The organism is Sphingopyxis terrae subsp. terrae NBRC 15098, assembly GCF_001610975.1.
Lineage (GTDB): Bacteria > Pseudomonadota > Alphaproteobacteria > Sphingomonadales > Sphingomonadaceae > Sphingopyxis > Sphingopyxis terrae_A.
In genome coordinates this window covers 2,560,029-2,575,080 of record NZ_CP013342.1, presented here as the reverse complement: position 1 = coordinate 2,575,080, position 15,052 = coordinate 2,560,029, and the positions used below count along the sequence as shown (strand labels likewise).

Annotated in this window: 16 protein-coding genes; 3 read left to right on the top strand and 13 right to left on the bottom strand. The window is 65.2% G+C overall.

Annotation, left to right across the window (positions count from 1 at the left end):
* Positions 1-21: 21 nt before the first annotated feature.
* The 9 genes from AOA14_RS12355 to AOA14_RS12315 all read right to left on the bottom strand — a co-directional run bounded on the left by AOA14_RS12355 (position 22) and on the right by AOA14_RS12315 (position 9,484).
* On the bottom strand, positions 22-1,341 hold the full coding sequence (locus AOA14_RS12355) for a dicarboxylate/amino acid:cation symporter (RefSeq protein ID WP_062902029.1): 1,320 nt from the start codon (positions 1,339-1,341) through the stop codon (positions 22-24).
* 50 nt (positions 1,342-1,391) lie between these two features.
* Entirely contained in the window at positions 1,392-2,744 is a 1,353-nt protein-coding gene (locus tag AOA14_RS12350; RefSeq protein WP_003047950.1) for a dicarboxylate/amino acid:cation symporter, read from the bottom strand.
* A 91-nt stretch (positions 2,745-2,835) separates the two neighbouring features.
* Entirely contained in the window at positions 2,836-4,626 is a 1,791-nt protein-coding gene (locus tag AOA14_RS12345) for an SLC13 family permease (protein ID WP_062902028.1), read from the bottom strand.
* A gap of 7 nt (positions 4,627-4,633) precedes the next feature.
* Entirely contained in the window at positions 4,634-5,710 is a 1,077-nt protein-coding gene (aroC, locus tag AOA14_RS12340) for a chorismate synthase (RefSeq protein ID WP_062902027.1), read from the bottom strand.
* Complete coding sequence (locus AOA14_RS12335; RefSeq protein ID WP_062902026.1) at positions 5,707-6,081, bottom strand: VOC family protein; 375 nt, start codon at positions 6,079-6,081, stop codon at positions 5,707-5,709. The genes aroC and AOA14_RS12335 overlap by 4 nt, the downstream gene beginning before the upstream one ends.
* 41 nt (positions 6,082-6,122) lie before the next feature.
* Complete coding sequence (locus tag AOA14_RS12330) at positions 6,123-6,653, bottom strand: GNAT family N-acetyltransferase (protein ID WP_082819917.1); 531 nt, start codon at positions 6,651-6,653, stop codon at positions 6,123-6,125.
* On the bottom strand, positions 6,646-7,470 hold the full coding sequence (fabI, locus tag AOA14_RS12325) for an enoyl-ACP reductase FabI (protein ID WP_003047958.1): 825 nt from the start codon (positions 7,468-7,470) through the stop codon (positions 6,646-6,648). Before fabI ends, AOA14_RS12330 begins: the two co-directional genes overlap by 8 nt.
* Before the next feature lies 1 nt (position 7,471).
* A complete protein-coding gene (locus AOA14_RS12320; protein WP_062902025.1) occupies positions 7,472-8,548 on the bottom strand; it encodes a YihY/virulence factor BrkB family protein in 1,077 nt (358 codons plus the stop codon).
* Positions 8,549-8,551: 3 nt separating this feature from the next.
* The gene (locus AOA14_RS12315) at positions 8,552-9,484 is read right to left on the bottom strand and encodes a DnaJ C-terminal domain-containing protein (protein ID WP_003047962.1); all 933 of its coding nucleotides are present in this window, start codon (positions 9,482-9,484) and stop codon (positions 8,552-8,554) included.
* A 132-nt stretch (positions 9,485-9,616) separates the two neighbouring features.
* Between AOA14_RS12315 and pdxH the strand changes: the two genes are divergently transcribed.
* Both pdxH and AOA14_RS12305 read left to right on the top strand, forming a co-directional pair.
* Positions 9,617-10,198 carry a pyridoxamine 5'-phosphate oxidase gene (gene pdxH, locus AOA14_RS12310; RefSeq protein ID WP_003047963.1) on the top strand — a complete coding sequence of 194 codons (582 nt, stop codon included), beginning with the start codon at positions 9,617-9,619 and terminating at the stop codon, positions 10,196-10,198.
* On the top strand, positions 10,195-11,010 hold the full coding sequence (locus AOA14_RS12305) for a PhzF family phenazine biosynthesis protein (protein ID WP_062902024.1): 816 nt from the start codon (positions 10,195-10,197) through the stop codon (positions 11,008-11,010). The genes pdxH and AOA14_RS12305 overlap by 4 nt, the downstream gene beginning before the upstream one ends.
* 18 nt (positions 11,011-11,028) lie before the next feature.
* On the opposite strand, the gene AOA14_RS12300 is transcribed toward AOA14_RS12305, so the two are convergent.
* On the bottom strand, positions 11,029-12,186 hold the full coding sequence (locus AOA14_RS12300) for a serine hydrolase domain-containing protein (protein ID WP_062902023.1): 1,158 nt from the start codon (positions 12,184-12,186) through the stop codon (positions 11,029-11,031).
* A gap of 8 nt (positions 12,187-12,194) precedes the next feature.
* Here AOA14_RS12300 and AOA14_RS12295 point away from each other — a divergent pair, with 8 nt between their 5' ends.
* Entirely contained in the window at positions 12,195-12,626 is a 432-nt protein-coding gene (locus AOA14_RS12295) for a hypothetical protein (protein WP_202988256.1), read from the top strand.
* Here the strand turns inward: AOA14_RS12295 and AOA14_RS19815 are convergent.
* The 3 genes from AOA14_RS19815 to AOA14_RS12285 all read right to left on the bottom strand — a co-directional run bounded on the left by AOA14_RS19815 (position 12,610) and on the right by AOA14_RS12285 (position 14,877).
* Positions 12,610-12,753 (bottom strand): hypothetical protein, encoded by a 144-nt coding sequence (locus AOA14_RS19815; protein ID WP_202988255.1) that lies wholly within the window; start codon positions 12,751-12,753, stop codon positions 12,610-12,612. The two genes, AOA14_RS12295 and AOA14_RS19815, sit on opposite strands and share 17 nt — an antisense overlap.
* 131 nt (positions 12,754-12,884) lie before the next feature.
* Positions 12,885-14,111, bottom strand: coding sequence for a low temperature requirement protein A (locus AOA14_RS12290; protein ID WP_062902022.1), 1,227 nt, complete (start codon positions 14,109-14,111; stop codon positions 12,885-12,887).
* A complete protein-coding gene (locus AOA14_RS12285) occupies positions 14,080-14,877 on the bottom strand; it encodes an AraC family transcriptional regulator (RefSeq protein WP_062902021.1) in 798 nt (265 codons plus the stop codon). The genes AOA14_RS12290 and AOA14_RS12285 overlap by 32 nt, the downstream gene beginning before the upstream one ends.
* Between the last annotated feature and the right edge of the window lie 175 nt (positions 14,878-15,052).

The following is a 15,052-nucleotide window of genomic DNA, read 5'->3' as shown; positions in this document are numbered from 1 at the left end:
ATGCCGGGCTGCCGGCCCCGATCAGGCGGGTGATGGCCGCGCTTCGTCCTTCGTGCCCGCCGACACCACGGTCGCCGCAACGAGGTCGCCGATCACGTTGAGCGTCGTGCGGCACATGTCGAGGAAGCGGTCCACGCCGAGCACGAGGCCGATCCCTTCGGGCGGCACCCCGACCGAGGCGAGGATGAGCGCGATCACCGGCAGCGACCCCGCCGGTACCCCCGCGGTGCCGATACCGCCGAGGATGCAGACGAGCATCACCATCAGCTGCTGCTGAAGTGTCAGGTCGATGCCGAAGAATTGCGCAAGAAAGATCACGGTCACGCCTTCGAACATGGCGGTGCCGTTCTGGTTTGCGGTAGCGCCGAGCGTCAGCACGAAGCGCGCCACTTGGTCGGGCAGGCGCAGCCGGTCGTGCGCAACGCGCAGCGCGGTGGGCAGCGTCGCGTTCGACGACGATGTCGCGAACGCCATCACGAACGCTTCCTGCGTCTGACGGAAGAAGGCCGTCGGCGACTTGTTCGCAAGCAGCCGCAACATCACCGGAAAGACGATGAACATCTGGAGCCCGAGCGCCAGCAGCACGACCCCGACATAAGCCGACAGGCGCACCATCAGATCCCAGCCGAACTGGGCGGCAAGATTGAACATGAAACAGAAGATGGCGATCGGTGCGAGCCGGATGACGAGGCCGATCAGCTTCATCGACACTTCGAACACGCCCTCGATCGCGGTCTTGAGGGCCGCCGTCTGCGGCGTCCGGACGAGCATCAGGCCAATACCGAAAAAGAGTGCGAAGAACATCACGGCGAGCACATCATTCTCGCTCATCGCGCCGATGAAATTGCTCGGCACGATCGCAACGAGCGCATCCATCCCCAACTTCGCCTCGCCCGCGCGGTCGGTAATCGCCCTGGCGCCTTCGGCGCCCTCGGCGATCAGATTCCGGGCCAGCGCCGGATCGACCCCCGCCCCGGGCTGGATTAGATTGACGAGCAGCAGGCTGATCGCGACGGCAATCGACGAGACGACGACCGTGTAGAGCAGCGTCCGGATGCCCACCGATTTCAACGCCCGCATCTCGCCCATTTCGGCGACACCAACGATCAGCGCCGACACCAGCAGCGGGATCACGAGCATGAACAGCAGGCGCAGGAAAATCTGGCCGATCGGACCGGTGACGTAAGTCGTTGCACTGTCGACCCAGCCGGCGCCCGCCGCACCATAATGGGCGGCAAGTCCGGCAATCAGGCCACCGACGAAACCGAACAGCATACGCCATTGCAATTGCTTGGCGCGCGCCTCCTCATCCCCGCCGGGCGGGGCTTTGGTTTCGGTCATGGCTCAGCTCCTTGCGCGCCCGTGGGTGGGAGCGGCCGAAAAGCTGGGCGTCAGGCGCGGTCGGCCGGGGGCGTGGTCCTATCCTCGACCATATCTTCCTGAAGGTCCAGCCCCCGCATCCCGTGATGCGACGTATGCGCCGGCGCATGCGGACGGTCGTCGAACGCCGGATCCTCGACCTCCAGCATGCCTTCCCATTTGGTGATGACGCTGGTCGCCACCGCATTGCCGACGACGTTGGTCGCGGTGCGCCCCATGTCGAGGAACTGGTCGATCGCGAAGACGAGCGCGACCCCCTCGACCGGAAGATCGAACATGGCGAGCGTCGCGGTGATGACGACCAGGCTGGCGCGCGGCACCGCGGCAATCCCCTTCGACGACACCATCAGCGTCAGCAGGATCAGGATCTGCGTCGTGATCGACAGTTCGATGCCATAGGCCTGCGCGATGAAGATGGTCGCGAAGCTGGCGTACATCATCGATCCGTCGAGGTTGAAGCTGTAGCCGAGCGGCAGCACGAAGCCCGAGATGCGGCGCGGAACCCCGAAGCGGTCGAGCTGTTCGAACAGCTTCGGCATCGCGGCTTCGGATGAGGCGGTCGAGAAGGCGATCAGGATCGGTTCGCGGATATAGCGGATCAGTTCGACGATCCGCTTGCCGAGGAAGATCGCCCCGATGCCGAGCAGCAGCGCCCACAGCACGACGAGCGACATGTAGAATTCGGTGAGCAGTTCGGCGTAGGTCGCAAGGATGCCGAGCCCATATTGCGCCACCACCTTGGCGAGCGCGCCGAACACCGCGAGCGGCGCGAGGCGCATGACATAGCCGGTGATCTGGAGCATCAGCTCGGCAAGCGCCTCGGCCCCGCGGACGAGCGGCGCGCCCTTCTCGCCGATCGCCGACAGGCCGACGCCCGCGAACAGCGCAAAGACCAGAATCTGGAGGACGTTATTTTCGCCCATCGCGGCGACGATATTCTTGGGAAAGATATGTTCGACGAATTCGAACAGGTCGAGTTTCTTGACCTCGCCGACTTCGGCCGCCGAATGGGCGCCGACGGTCAGATGCAGCCCGGCGCCCGGTTCGAGCACATTGACCATGATCAGGCCGAGGCTGATCGAGATCAAGCTGGCGATGATGAACCACGAAATGGCGCGGACCCCGATGCGGCCGAGCGCCGAGCTGTCGCCCATATGCGCGATCCCCGCGATAAGCGTGCCCAGGATCAGCGGCGCAACCAGCATCTTGATCAGATTGAGGAAAATATTGGCGAGCATCGAAAAGCCGCGCAGCCAATTATCGAAGGCCTCGCTGCCCGCGGGCACCATAACGCGCACCAGATAGCCGGCGACGACCCCCAGAACCATGCCGATCAAAATGTAAATTGTGAGGCGTTTCGCCATCAATTCGCTCCCCTGTTCCGGTCCCCGCCGAATGTAAATGGGGGGCCTAACAGCCCGGTGCCCGCGGAGCAATCGCCAGAATCTTCAGAGCCTACACAAGAAAAGTAATGGCTGCGCAGGTCGCGGCGCCGACGGCAAGCGTCAGCGGAATGCCCGCGCGGAAAAAATCGATGAAGCGGTAATTGCCCGCCGCATAGACCAGCGTGTTCGTCTGATAGCCGATCGGTGTGGCGAAGCTGGCCGATGCGGCAAACATGACCGCGATCACCAGCGGATAGGGATCGACCCCCAATTGCCGCGCCACCGCGATCGCCAGCGGCGTCACCAGAATGGCGACCGCGTTGTTGGTGACGATTTCGGTGAGCAGCACCGACAGGATATAGGTCGCAACGACCAGCCCCCACGGCGGTACGCTGCGCAGCAACGGCGTCAGTTCGCCGACGACCAGTTCGACGCTACCCGAATTTTCGAGCGCCAGCCCGACCGCGAGCATCGCGAAGATCAGGACAAGGACATTGCCATCGATCGAATCCCACGCCTCGTCGGCGTCGATGCAGCGCGTCACCAAGATCAGCCCGACCCCGATGATCGCGGCGACGCCGATGTCCATGACATTGAAGGTCGCCAGCAGGATGACGCCGACGAGCGCGCCGATGGCGATCGGCGCCTTGTTGCGGCGAAACTCGCGCTCGCTGGTCGAGCCCACGCCATAGAGGTGCGGATGGCCGTAGAGCTGTTTGATCTGGTCCGCCGGCCCCGTTACCAGCACACGATCGATCGCCTGAACGCGCGCATTGGGGAGGTCGGGGCCCGGCGTCTTGCGAAAGCGCGCCATGCCGAGGATGCGGACCTTAAGCGACGAGAGAAAGGGTATTTCGATCAGCCGGCGACCGATCGCCGGGTGGCTGGGGGCGATCATCGCCTCGACAATCGCCTCGTCATTCTGGTCGGCATTGTCGTGCCCGGCGGTCAGGCCGATAGCGACATTCTTGTTCGCGCGCAGCGACAGGAGTTCGGCAAGCTCAAGCCGCAGGACGAGGCGGTCGTCGGGCTCCAATATATCGTCGGCAAGGTTCGACCGGCGCAGCGTCGCACCGCGCTTCATCGCGACGAGCTTCACATTGGCGCGCTTGACGAAGGGCACGTCGCCGACACGCCGCCCGACCAGATTGCCGTCCTTCAGGATGCGCACTTCGGAGAGGAAGGTGCGATGTTCCTGGCTGAGCGCGATCTGCGACGGTGAATCGTCGGGCAGAAAGCGGCGCGCGATCAGCAGCAGCGCCAGCGTCCCCGCTACCCCCGCAACGAGCCCGACCGGGGTGATGGTGAAGATGCCGAAGCGATCGAGGCCATTATCCTGTGCCACCGCGGCGACGAGCAGGTTGGTCGAGGTGCCGATGAGCGTCGTCGTGCCGCCGAGGATGCAGACGAAGGACAGCGGCATCAGCAGCCGCTTGGCGCTGATCCCCAGCGCGCTCGCCAGCTTGAGCATGATCGGGATCATCACGACCACGACCGGCGTGTTGTTGAGGAAGGCCGAGGCGACATAGACGCCGAAGAACATCTCCGCGAGCGCCAGCTTCGGGTGTCGCTGCGCCCGGGCGATGATGCGGTTCGCGATCGCGTCGAGCGTGCCGGTGCGCAGCAAGGCGCCCGATAGGATGAACATCGCGCCAATCGTCACCGGCGCCGAATTGGAAAAGACCGAAAAAAGATCCTTGCCCGACAGGATGCCGAGGAAGAGGAAGGTGCAGGTCCCGAGGATCGCGACGACGGTCGCCGGGAAGCGCTCCATCACGAAGCCGACGAACATCAGGGCGAGTACGACAAGGCCGATGATCGCCTGATGCTGGGCGATAAAGGCCTGCGCCGCGGCGATCATTCGGCGACTATCCGCACTGCGCGCGCTGGAGCAGCTTGTGGTCGGCGAGGACGAGCGCCATCATCGCTTCGACCACCGGCGCACCGCGGATACCCACGCAGGGATCGTGGCGCCCCTTGGTGACGATGTCGGTCGCCTCGCCCGCCTTGTTCACCGTCGGCACAGGGGTCAGGATCGAACTGGTCGGCTTGAAGGCGACGCGCACCACGACGGGTTGGCCGGTCGAGATGCCGCCCGCAATGCCGCCGGCATTGTTCGAGAGGAAATCGGGGCGGTTGCTGCCGTCGCTCGCGGGGCGCATCGGATCGGCATTTTCCTCGCCGCGCAGCCGCGCCGCGCCGAAGCCCGCACCGATTTCGACGCCCTTGACGGCATTGATACCCATCATCGCAGAGGCGAGGTCGGCATCGAGCTTGGCATAGATGGGCGCGCCCCAGCCCGCCGGAACGCCGCTCGCGGCACATTCGATTACCGCGCCGAGCGAACTGCCCGACTTGCGCGCGGCGTCCATCAGCCCTTCCCAGCGCTGCGCCGCGGCCGGGTCGGGACAGAAAAAGGGATTGCGATCAATCTCTTCGAGATCGAAGTTCGCCGGGTCGATCGCATCGCCGCCGATTTCGGCGACCCACGCATGGATCTGCACCTCGGGCAGGATCAGCCGCGCGACCCCGCCGGCCGCGACGCGCGCGGCGGTCTCACGCGCGCTCGACCGGCCACCGCCGCGATAGTCGCGGATGCCATATTTGGCGTCATAGGCATAATCGGCGTGGCCGGGGCGATAGGCCTGGGCAATCTCCCCATAATCTTTCGACCGCTGGTCGACATTCTCGATCATCAGGCTGATCGGCGTGCCGGTGGTCTTGCCCTCGAACACCCCCGACAGGATGCGCACCTGATCGGGCTCCTGCCGCTGCGTCGTGTGCCGCGACTGGCCCGGGCGGCGCTTGTCGAGCCAAGGCTGAAGATCGGCTTCAGACAGCGCGAGGCGCGGCGGACAGCCATCGACCACCGCGCCGAGCGCCGGCCCGTGGCTCTCACCCCAGGTGGTGAAGCGCAGAACGCGACCGAAGCTGTTGAAACTCATGTGCGCGGCGTCCTGTCCATGAACTCGATGCGGTTGCCGAAAGGATCTTCGGTGAAAAAACGGTAACGCCCATCGACGGGGCTGTCATCCTTCGTCGGATGCCCATGCGCCCCGACCCGTGCGCGCAACGCGTCGAGCCCGTCGGTGGCGAGCGCGACATGCGCCTTTCTGGCAGGCCGGAAATCGCCCTCGACCCCCAGATGCAATTGCCGGTCGCCAAGCGCGAACCAGCAGCCCCCGCGCGCCGCCATGTCGGCGGGCTTGGGCAATTCGGCGAGGCCGAGAAGCGCGCCATAGAAAGCGCGCGCCCGCGCTTCGCCGCCCACCGGAATGGCGATCTGGACATGATCGAGGGCAAGCGCGAAATCCATGCCCCGCCGATGGCGGGAATCGCGCCGCAATTCAAGCGCGCTCAGCCCATCCGCGCAAAGGCAGGGGCATAATCGGCCCGGCCCGCGACCGGCCAGACAGCCGCCGGATCGAGCATCGTCGCCATCAGATGCTCGCCCGCGAACGGCGAAGCGAAGCGCGCCGCAAGATCGGCGGAAAAGCCAAAGCGCGTGTAGTAGGCCGGATCGCCAAGCACGACGCACAACGCTATCCCCTGATCGCGCAGCGCCGCGAGTCCCCCGCGGATCAGCAGGCCGCCGACGCCCTGTCCCTGCCAATCGGGAAGCACAGCTACCGGCGCGAGTCCGGCCGCAGCAAGAGGCCGGTCGTCTGCGACCGCACTCATGCGACTGAAGAGGATATGCCCGGCGACCGTACCAGCACGCTCGGCAACGAGCGAAACGAGCGCATCGCCATCGGCCTCGATCATCGCGACGAGTTCGGCCTCGCCCTGATAGCCGAAGCCGGTTGCGGTGAAAGCCTCCCGATGCACCGCCGCGATTGCCGCCGCGTCCTTAGCGCGGGCGCGGCGGACCGCGATTGCATCAGGCAAGCGCGATGTCCGGCGCGTCTTCCTGCTTCATGCCGATAGTGTGGTAGCCCGCATCGACATGATGCGTTTCGCCGGTGACGCCGCTCGACAGGTCGCTGAGCAGATAGAGCGCCGAGCCGCCGACGTCGTCGATCGTCACATTGCGGCGCAGCGGCGCGTTATATTCGTTCCACTTCAGGATCAGGCGGAAATCGCCGATTCCGCTCGCCGCCAGCGTCTTGATCGGTCCCGCCGAGATCGCGTTGACGCGAATGCCCTGCGGCCCATAGTCGTTGGCGAGATATTTGACGCTGGTTTCGAGCGCCGACTTCGCGACGCCCATCACATTGTAATGCGGAATGACCTTTTCGGCGCCATAATAGCTGAGCGTCAGCATCGCGCCGCCGCCCTGCCCCGTTTCGGGATCATAGGGCGTCATCATCGCCGCCGCGCGCTTGGCGACCGCAGTGAAGCTGTAGACGCTGATGTTCATGGTCATCAGAAAATCTTCGAGCCCGACATCGGCATAGGCACCGCGCAGCGCCTCCTTGTTGGTGTAGCCGATCGCGTGGACGATGAAATCGATCGTCGGCCAACGCGCCGCGAGCGTGGCAAACGCCTGGTCGAGATTGGCCATGTCGCTGACGTCGCAATCGATCAGGAAATCGCAGCCGAGCTGGTCGGCGAGCGGCTTCACCCGCTTTTCCATCACCTCGCCCTGATAGGAAATGGCAAGTTCGGCGCCCTGCGCATGCAGGGCCTTCGCGATGCCCCAGGCAAGCGACTTGTCGTTCGCAAGCCCCATGATCAGCCCGCGCTTTCCCTTCATCAGCCCCATGTCATTCTCCGGTCTTGTCGTTACCGACCACAATATCATCGACGCGCCCAATAGCGTCGTGGCCCAAATCCTCAACCTCGACGAGCGCTGCATTGAGTTCGGCGCCGATCACCATACCCAATCCGACGAGGTAGAAAAAGAACAGCGCGATCATGACGCCGGCAAGGCTGCCGTAGGTCGCGTCATAGCGGAACAGGCTGGCGAGCAAAGGCGGAAGCGCCAGAGTGACCGCCATCCACCACAGGGTGGTGAAGAGCGCGCCGGGCCATTTGGGAAATTGTCGCCCGCGATATTTCGACGGCGTCAGCGACAGGAAGAGAAAATAGATGGCGGCGAACAGCCCCAGCCCCGATACGCCGCGCGAAATGGCGACGACGCCCGCCGACTGATAGGCAGAGGGCAGGACGCGTTCGACGAACTGTTCGATGCCGACAATCAGTACCTGCAAGCTGAACGAGATCAGCATCAGCACGACCGCGCCGGTGATGATGCCGATCGACACCAGCCGATAGTGGAAAAAGCCTTTGGAAAAATGGGTGCCGTAGGCGCGGCGCAAGATGTCGCGGATCGTTTCGATCAGGCTGCCGACGGTCCACAGCGCGACGAGCGCGCCGAGCCAGAGGAAAATGCCCGTCCGCGCGCTCATCACCTCGGCGATCGGCCCCGCGAGCGCGCGCGCAACCGACGGCGGCATCGTCGAAAAGACGGCTTCGATCGCCCGCTCGCTGCCATAAGCGCCACCGACGAGACTGAGCACCGCAGCGAGCAGGATGAAGAAGGGAAAGAGCGCGATCAGCGCAAGATAGGCAAGATTTCCGGCGTGGATGAACCCGTCGGTGTATGTGCCGACCACCACCCGGCGCGCGACGCGAAAGATACGCGTCCCGGGGCCGAGCGTTTCGCGTCCGCGTTCGATGACGCCCTGCGCCCGCCCGCGAAGGTGCATGCGCTTGGCGCGCTCGGCGCGTGCCTCGGGCGAATGGGGCGAGTGGCCTTCGGCCAGAAATTCCCTGCCGACCTCTTCGGCGACCTGACGTTCGAGCGCTGCGGCGTCTTGCTGCCCGGGACGTTCAACCACACATCACACGCCAAGATCGGCCCGCACCGGCCGCGTATCGGTCCAACCTTCGAGCGCCTTTTCGAGCGCGGTGTCGCCCGAAGGAATGTCCACCATCAACCGGACGAGCTGGTCGCCGCGGCCGCCGCCCTTGCTGCTGAACCCCTTGCCCTTGAGGCGCATCACCTTGCCCGACGAGGAACCCGCTGGGATCGACAACATCACCGGTCCGTCGACGGTCGGCACCTTGATCTTCGCGCCCTTGACCGCTTCGTTCAGCGTGATCGGCAAGTCGAGCCGGATATTGTCGCCATCGCGTTCGTAGAAGGGATGATCCTTGACGCTGATAGTTACGATGCCGTCGCCATTGCCCCCGGGCCCCGGCTGCCCCTTGCCCGCGAGGCGCATCTGCGTTCCGGTTTCGACCCCGGCCGGCAGCTTGAGGTCGATCGTCTTGCCGTCGGCAAGCGTAATCCGCTGCATCGCCTGGGTCGCCGCGTCGACGAACGAAACGCTCAGCCGATAGGCGACATTGGCGCCTTTTTGCGGCGGTGCGCTGCGTCCCCCGCCGAAACCAAATCCGCCGCCACCACCGCGACCGCCGAACAGGCCTTCGAATATGTCGCCGAAGTCGGCGCCCTCGCCACCAAAACCGCCGAAGCCCCCCTGCGGCCCGCCGCGCGGGTCGCCCCGAAAGCCGCCGCCGCCACCTCCGAAACCGAACGGCATGGCGGGATTGCCCTCTGCATCGATTTCGCCGCGATCGAACTGCGCGCGCTTTTCCTTGTCGGACAACAGGTCATAGGCTTTGGTGACGTCGGAGAATTTCTCCGACGCCTTCGGATTTTCCTTGTTCCGGTCGGGATGCAGCTCTTTTGCAAGCTTGCGATAAGCGGATTTGATTTCCGCTTCGCTCGCGTTTTTCGCCACGCCGAGGGTGGAATAGGGATCTGCCATCTGTCTCCTGTAGCCCGATAAGTGACTGGCCGTGAAGGGCCGATTGCGAGCCATGTGGTAATGGCCGCGCAGAGGGTCAAGTTCCCGACGCTTTTGCTCGACCAGAGGCGCGACGCGGAGTATTGAGCCGGCATGACGACGACCGATCCTTTCGCGCTATTCGACCTATGGTATGGCGAGGCACGCGCGAGTGAACCCAATGACAGCAATGCGATGGCGCTGGCGACCGCGACGGCGGACGGCCATCCGTCGGTGCGGATGGTCCTGCTGAAAGGGCATGGCCCCGACGGGTTCGTCTTCTACACCAATCTCGACAGCCGCAAGGGCGGCGAACTTGCGGCGAACCCGCATGTCGCACTGCTCTTTCACTGGAAGTCGCTGCGCCGACAGATTCGCATCGAAGGCCCGGTATCGACCGTCGACGACGCAACCGCCGATGCCTATTTCGCGACGCGCAGCCGCGACAGCCAGCTCGGCGCCTGGGCCAGCCAGCAGTCGCGTCCGCTCGACGCGCGTGAAAGCTTCGAAAGCCGCTTTGCCGAAATGCAGGCGCGCTTCGAAGGACAGGACGTGCCGCGTCCGCCACGCTGGTCGGGCTGGCGCGTGACGCCCGAGCGAATCGAATTCTGGCAGGACCGGGCGCATCGCCTGCACGAACGCACGTTGTTCGTGCGCGCGGGCGATGGCTGGACGAGCGGACTGCTCTACCCATGAGCTGGCGCCGCCTGCCGATCACGCGCGTCGACGCCTTTGCCGAGCGGGCGTTCGAGGGAAATCCGGCGGCCGTCATGCCGCTTGATGAGTGGATGAGCGACGCGATGCTTCAGGCGATCGCGGCGGAGAATAATCTGTCCGAAACCGCCTTCGTCGTTCCCGACGAAACGAGCGAGGCCGATTACGAACTGCGCTGGTTCACGCCCAAGCAAGAGGTCGCGCTGTGCGGCCACGCGACGCTGGCGAGCGGACATGTGCTGCTGACCACCGCCCAGTGGCGCGGCGACATGCGTTTTCGCACGCGCCACGCGGGCATCCTCGTTGTCGCGCGCGATGACGAGGACGGATATCGCATGCGCCTGCCCGCCTATCGCCCCGAACCCAAGCCGCTGGCGAAGATCGCGGCCGCGGTCGGCGGGTCGCCGGTCGAAACGCTGTGGCATGAGGGGCGCTATGCGCTGCTCGTCTATGCCGATCCGCGCGAGGTGCGCGCGCTGGCGCCCGACATGGCGGCGCTCAAGGCGCTGGGCGACGTACAGGCGATCGCCACCGCCGACGGCGCGGGCGACCCAGCAGGCGCCGATGTCGTGAGCCGCGTGTTCGTGCCAAGCGCGGGGATCGATGAAGATCCCGTCACCGGGTCGGCGCACTGCGTCCTTACCCCTTATTGGACGCGCCGACTGGCGCGCGACCGCTTTACCGCCTGGCAGGCGAGCGAGCGCGGCGGGCGAGTCGGCTGTCATATCGACGGCGATCAGGTCGAGCTTTCGGGTCGCTGCGTCACGACGCTGACCGGCGAATTCCTGCTCTGACGATCGCGGCGTAGCGCCTTAGAGCGCGGCAGTCAGATCGGCGAGATGGCGGCGGAGCGCCGGGAACTGCTTGTCCTTCGTTATGCCGAGCCGCACCATCGTGATCCGCTGCGACGGCGACACGATGATATATTGCCCCTGATGCCCGATGCAGGCGAACAGGTCGTTCGGCCCGCGATCGGGCCATAGCGCTGCCCCCACGCCCGCGGGCCGCGCGCGATTGAGCCAGATGTGCCCGCCATAGCCGGCATCGTTGGGCGACGGCGTCAGCATGAAGCGCATCCAGGTTTCGGGGAGCAGGCGCTGGCCGTTCGCAACACCATGATTGCGCAGGAATTCGCCGAACTTCGCATAGTCGCGTGCGGTCGCGTGCATGATCGATCCGCCGACCATCGTGCCATGCGCATCGAATTCGGGGGTCAGGCTGGTCATCCCCAGCGGCTCGGTCAAACGGCCGTGAATGAAATCGAGCATCGCGTCGCGCCGCGCGTCGGGGTTCGAGGACGGGGTCAGTGCATCGGTCAGGATATCGGCAAGGATGACGCTGGTCGCCGAACTATAGTTGAAGACTTCACCCGGTTTGGCGATAGCGGGCTTGCCCTCGGCAAAGGCGGCCATATCCTGCGCGCCCTTGCCGAACAACATGTCGACCGTGTCGCCGCGCCACACCGGATCGCCTTCCTCGACATGCTCAAGGCCCGATGACATGTGCAACAGATCCCTGAGCGCGATCGTGCCGCGCGGATCGCCGCTGCGTTGCCACGCCGCGACTGGCGCCGGGCCATCGAGCGACAATTGGCCGTCGGCGACCAGAAAACCGGTCAGCACCGCGGTGATGCTCTTGGCCATCGACCAGCTGATAAGCTTGGTATCGGGGCCGAAGCCGGCGCCATAGCGTTCGTAGATTGGCTTGCCGTCGCGCAGGACCAACAGCGCGCGCGTCTCGCCGACATCGCCGGCATCGTCGAACAGCGCATCGGCCTTCGCCTTCACCACCGGATCGAGCGCCGGGAGCGCGGGCGACGCAGCGACCGGCACGACATCGTCGATCGACGCGCCCAGCCGCGGTGCTGGTGCGGGCGGCGCCATGCTGCCCTGACCGGCGGCGTGCGTCAGCGACCAGCCACCCAGAAGCGCGAGCGCGGCACTTGCCAGCAAGAGTTTTTTCGTGATCATGGCCGCCCGTGAGTAACACCAACCCACCCGAAACGGCAACGGGCGAACCTGCCGCGGCGCCGACACCGACCGGCGAGCGCCCCGACGTGCCGCGCCGCCTGCACGGCCGCAAGCGCCGGGCGAGCCGTTGGGGCGGCTGCCTGCCGTGGGCTGCGGGGTTCGGCGCCCTGTTGCTGATCTTCCTGATCTGGCAATTTCCGTCGTTCAAGGCGCAGGCCGAACTCGGCTCGGCCTATGCCGCGCGCGTCGGTTGTTCGTGCCGCTATGTCCAGGGACGCAGCCTCGACAGTTGCCAGACGGACTTCGAACCCGGCATGGAACTGGTGTCGCTCAGCGACGATCCGGCGACGAAGACGGTGACGGGCAGCGTGCCGCTGCTCGCATCACGCAGCGCGCGCTATGCCGGCGCCAATGGCTGCCTGATCAATCCCGCACCCTGAACCGCTTCGTGATCAGCGCGAAAGCCGCGGGGACGCCGAAGACGAGCAGCCACACCGTCGCCTCCTCGTCCCAGCCATAGCCGGCGGAAAGCACGCCGAAGAGCAGATTGGCGACCGATACGACCAACCACAGGACCAGAAAAAGCCGGTCGCGCGGGCGGCATCGCGAATGGACAGGCGTAGCAGGACCAGCAGGGCCAGCGCGGCGATGAGCATGATCATGGTGTGCGACATGGATTCCTCCCCTGAAACATCCGGCTAGGCATCGGGATCGGCGCCGAACAAGCGGCCGAGCCCGGGCGCCCAGCGCTGCCAGCCGCCGTTGAGCGATCCCCATTCCCAGATCGCGGTGAACAACAGCGCGCCGAAAATTCCCATGCCGAGCGTCAGCGGCTGCCAATGGCCGAACCAGGCCGCGGCGCCGATCGCGAGCAGCAGCGCGCAGCCGAGCATATGCGAAAAGGGCGGCAGCGGCCGATCGTTCGTCGCGCGCTTGAACCCCATATTGCCGACGAGGAAGAGCAGCGCGCCGCCGACGGCAACGGCGAGATAGGCCGGCTCGATATGCCCCTTGGGGTGGGCGAGCAGCATTTCGTCGGCGACCGCCGAGACGACGAGCCCCGCGACGATCGGGATATGCCAATAGGTATAGGCGTTGCGCGCGAGAAGGCCGGCGTCGCCGCTCACCTCGATCAGCTTGCTCCCGCGCACCGCGCCGGTGTCGAAATAGAGCCACCACAGCGCCGCGCTGCCCAGGAAGCAGGTCACGAAAGCCGTCCAGTGGAGCGCGTCCTGTGGCAACGTCGCAAAGGTCGCGCCGGTGACGAGCACCCCCTCACCCAGCGCAATGATGATGAACAGCGCGCAGCGTTCGGCCATATGCGCCCCGGCGATGTCCCAGTCAGCCGCGTTCGACCGGCCCAGCCCTGGCGTCGCAAAAAAGGCGAAGGGACCGGCATATTCGATGGCGAGCGCCGCCGCCCAGCACAGCATCCGCACCTCGGCATCGGCGAAGCAGCCCGCGATCCACAGGGGCAGGGTGAGCAGCGACCAGAAGGCGATGCGCGCGAAATTGCGTGCGCGCCCGTCGTGGATCCCCCAGCTTGCCCAGACGACATAAAGCGACCGCCCCAATTGCATCGAACAATAAGCGGCGGCGAACAGCCAGCCATTCTTGCCGAACGCGTAGGGAATGGCACTCGACAGCGCGAGCCCCGCGAGCATCAGCAGGATCAGCATCAGGCGGACATTGGCGCGGTCGGGGTTGAGCCAGTTCGCAACCCAGGTCGTGTAAATCCACACCCACCAGACCGCGAACAGCAGGATCAGCGCCTGCAACGCCCCCATCAGCGACAGATGCGCGAGCAGACCGTGCGAAAGCTGGGTTATCGCGAAGACGAAAACGAGGTCGAAGAACAGCTCGATATAGGTGACTGGCGCATGGCCGTGCGCGTCACGCGCCCGAAACAGATTGGTCCTCGCCATCGACGCTCGCCCTCCCCTTCATAAGTTTGCGCCACTGGCCGGGAGACATAGCAAGCCTGCGCCGAAACACAGAACAAAGATGCGCGTGACTCGAAAAGCCGGTTGCAAAGGCGATTTCGGCGACGCTCAGCGGCCGGTTAAGCAGAAACCAGCAGGCGCGGCGCAGCCGCTGATGCAGCACATATTGCGCCGGCGTGCGCCCCGTCGCGCGCGCGAACTGGACGATCAGATTATTGACCGACATGCCGGCTTCCTCGGCAAGTTCGTGCACCGACAGCTGGGTTTCGAGGCCCTTCTGGATATAACGCATCAGATCGTCGATGCGCCGCGCGATGCCCGGCTGTACCGGAAGCGTTGCCGTGGTTGCGAGCCGTTCGGCGATCGCGGCGATGAGCGCGTCGCCCGCCTGGGCATCGCCCGCCGCGAGCGCGCGGGCGAGCGCCGCCATCGCCGGATCGTCATGCCCCGCGATCGCCCGCGCATGGGGCGAAACGGCGAGCCGGTGGTGCGGAATTTCGACCTCGATGCTACGCACCGCGCCGCCCTGCGCCGTCGCACGATATTCGTGACCGAAGGGCGCCAGCCACATTTCGCCGGGGATCGGATCGCCAAGCGATGTTCGCCGTCCGTCGAGCCAGGTCTCGAGCCAGTGGTAGCTGCCCGCTTCGTAAAGGATCAGCATGTGACAATCGCCAGACACCGTCCAACTGCTCGGGCCGTCGATCCGGTCGACCTTGGCGATTGCCCTGACTTCTCCCGCGTTCATCCAGCGAATATGCCGAATGCGGGAGAATCTGAAAGCCTGCAATATAGGCCAAATCTATGGTTAAATCGCACCTTCAGTTTTTGGGTCGCAAACCAGTGGACGGACTGAAGGTGCACCCCAAAACCGACCCCTCCGGCGGGCGACTGTTATAGTCGTCCGCCGTTTTTCGGGCTCC

Excerpts from the sequence above, each read along its gene's own strand:
- pdxH (WP_003047963.1), top strand. The coding sequence starts at position 9,617 with ATGACGACGACCGATCCTTTCGCGCTATTCGACCTATGGTATGGCGAG.
- AOA14_RS12305 (WP_062902024.1), top strand. The coding sequence starts at position 10,195 with ATGAGCTGGCGCCGCCTGCCGATCACGCGCGTCGACGCCTTTGCCGAG.
- AOA14_RS12290 (WP_062902022.1), bottom strand. The coding sequence starts at position 14,111 with ATGGCGAGGACCAATCTGTTTCGGGCGCGTGACGCGCACGGCCATGCG.
- AOA14_RS12350 (WP_003047950.1), bottom strand. The coding sequence starts at position 2,744 with ATGGCGAAACGCCTCACAATTTACATTTTGATCGGCATGGTTCTGGGG.
- AOA14_RS12335 (WP_062902026.1), bottom strand. The coding sequence starts at position 6,081 with ATGGATTTCGCGCTTGCCCTCGATCATGTCCAGATCGCCATTCCGGTG.
- aroC (WP_062902027.1), bottom strand. The coding sequence starts at position 5,710 with ATGAGTTTCAACAGCTTCGGTCGCGTTCTGCGCTTCACCACCTGGGGT.
- AOA14_RS12315 (WP_003047962.1), bottom strand. The coding sequence starts at position 9,484 with ATGGCAGATCCCTATTCCACCCTCGGCGTGGCGAAAAACGCGAGCGAA.
- AOA14_RS12355 (WP_062902029.1), bottom strand. The coding sequence starts at position 1,341 with ATGACCGAAACCAAAGCCCCGCCCGGCGGGGATGAGGAGGCGCGCGCC.
- AOA14_RS12285 (WP_062902021.1), bottom strand. The coding sequence starts at position 14,877 with ATGAACGCGGGAGAAGTCAGGGCAATCGCCAAGGTCGACCGGATCGAC.
- fabI (WP_003047958.1), bottom strand. The coding sequence starts at position 7,470 with ATGGGGCTGATGAAGGGAAAGCGCGGGCTGATCATGGGGCTTGCGAAC.
- AOA14_RS12300 (WP_062902023.1), bottom strand. The coding sequence starts at position 12,186 with ATGATCACGAAAAAACTCTTGCTGGCAAGTGCCGCGCTCGCGCTTCTG.
- AOA14_RS12345 (WP_062902028.1), bottom strand. The coding sequence starts at position 4,626 with ATGATCGCCGCGGCGCAGGCCTTTATCGCCCAGCATCAGGCGATCATC.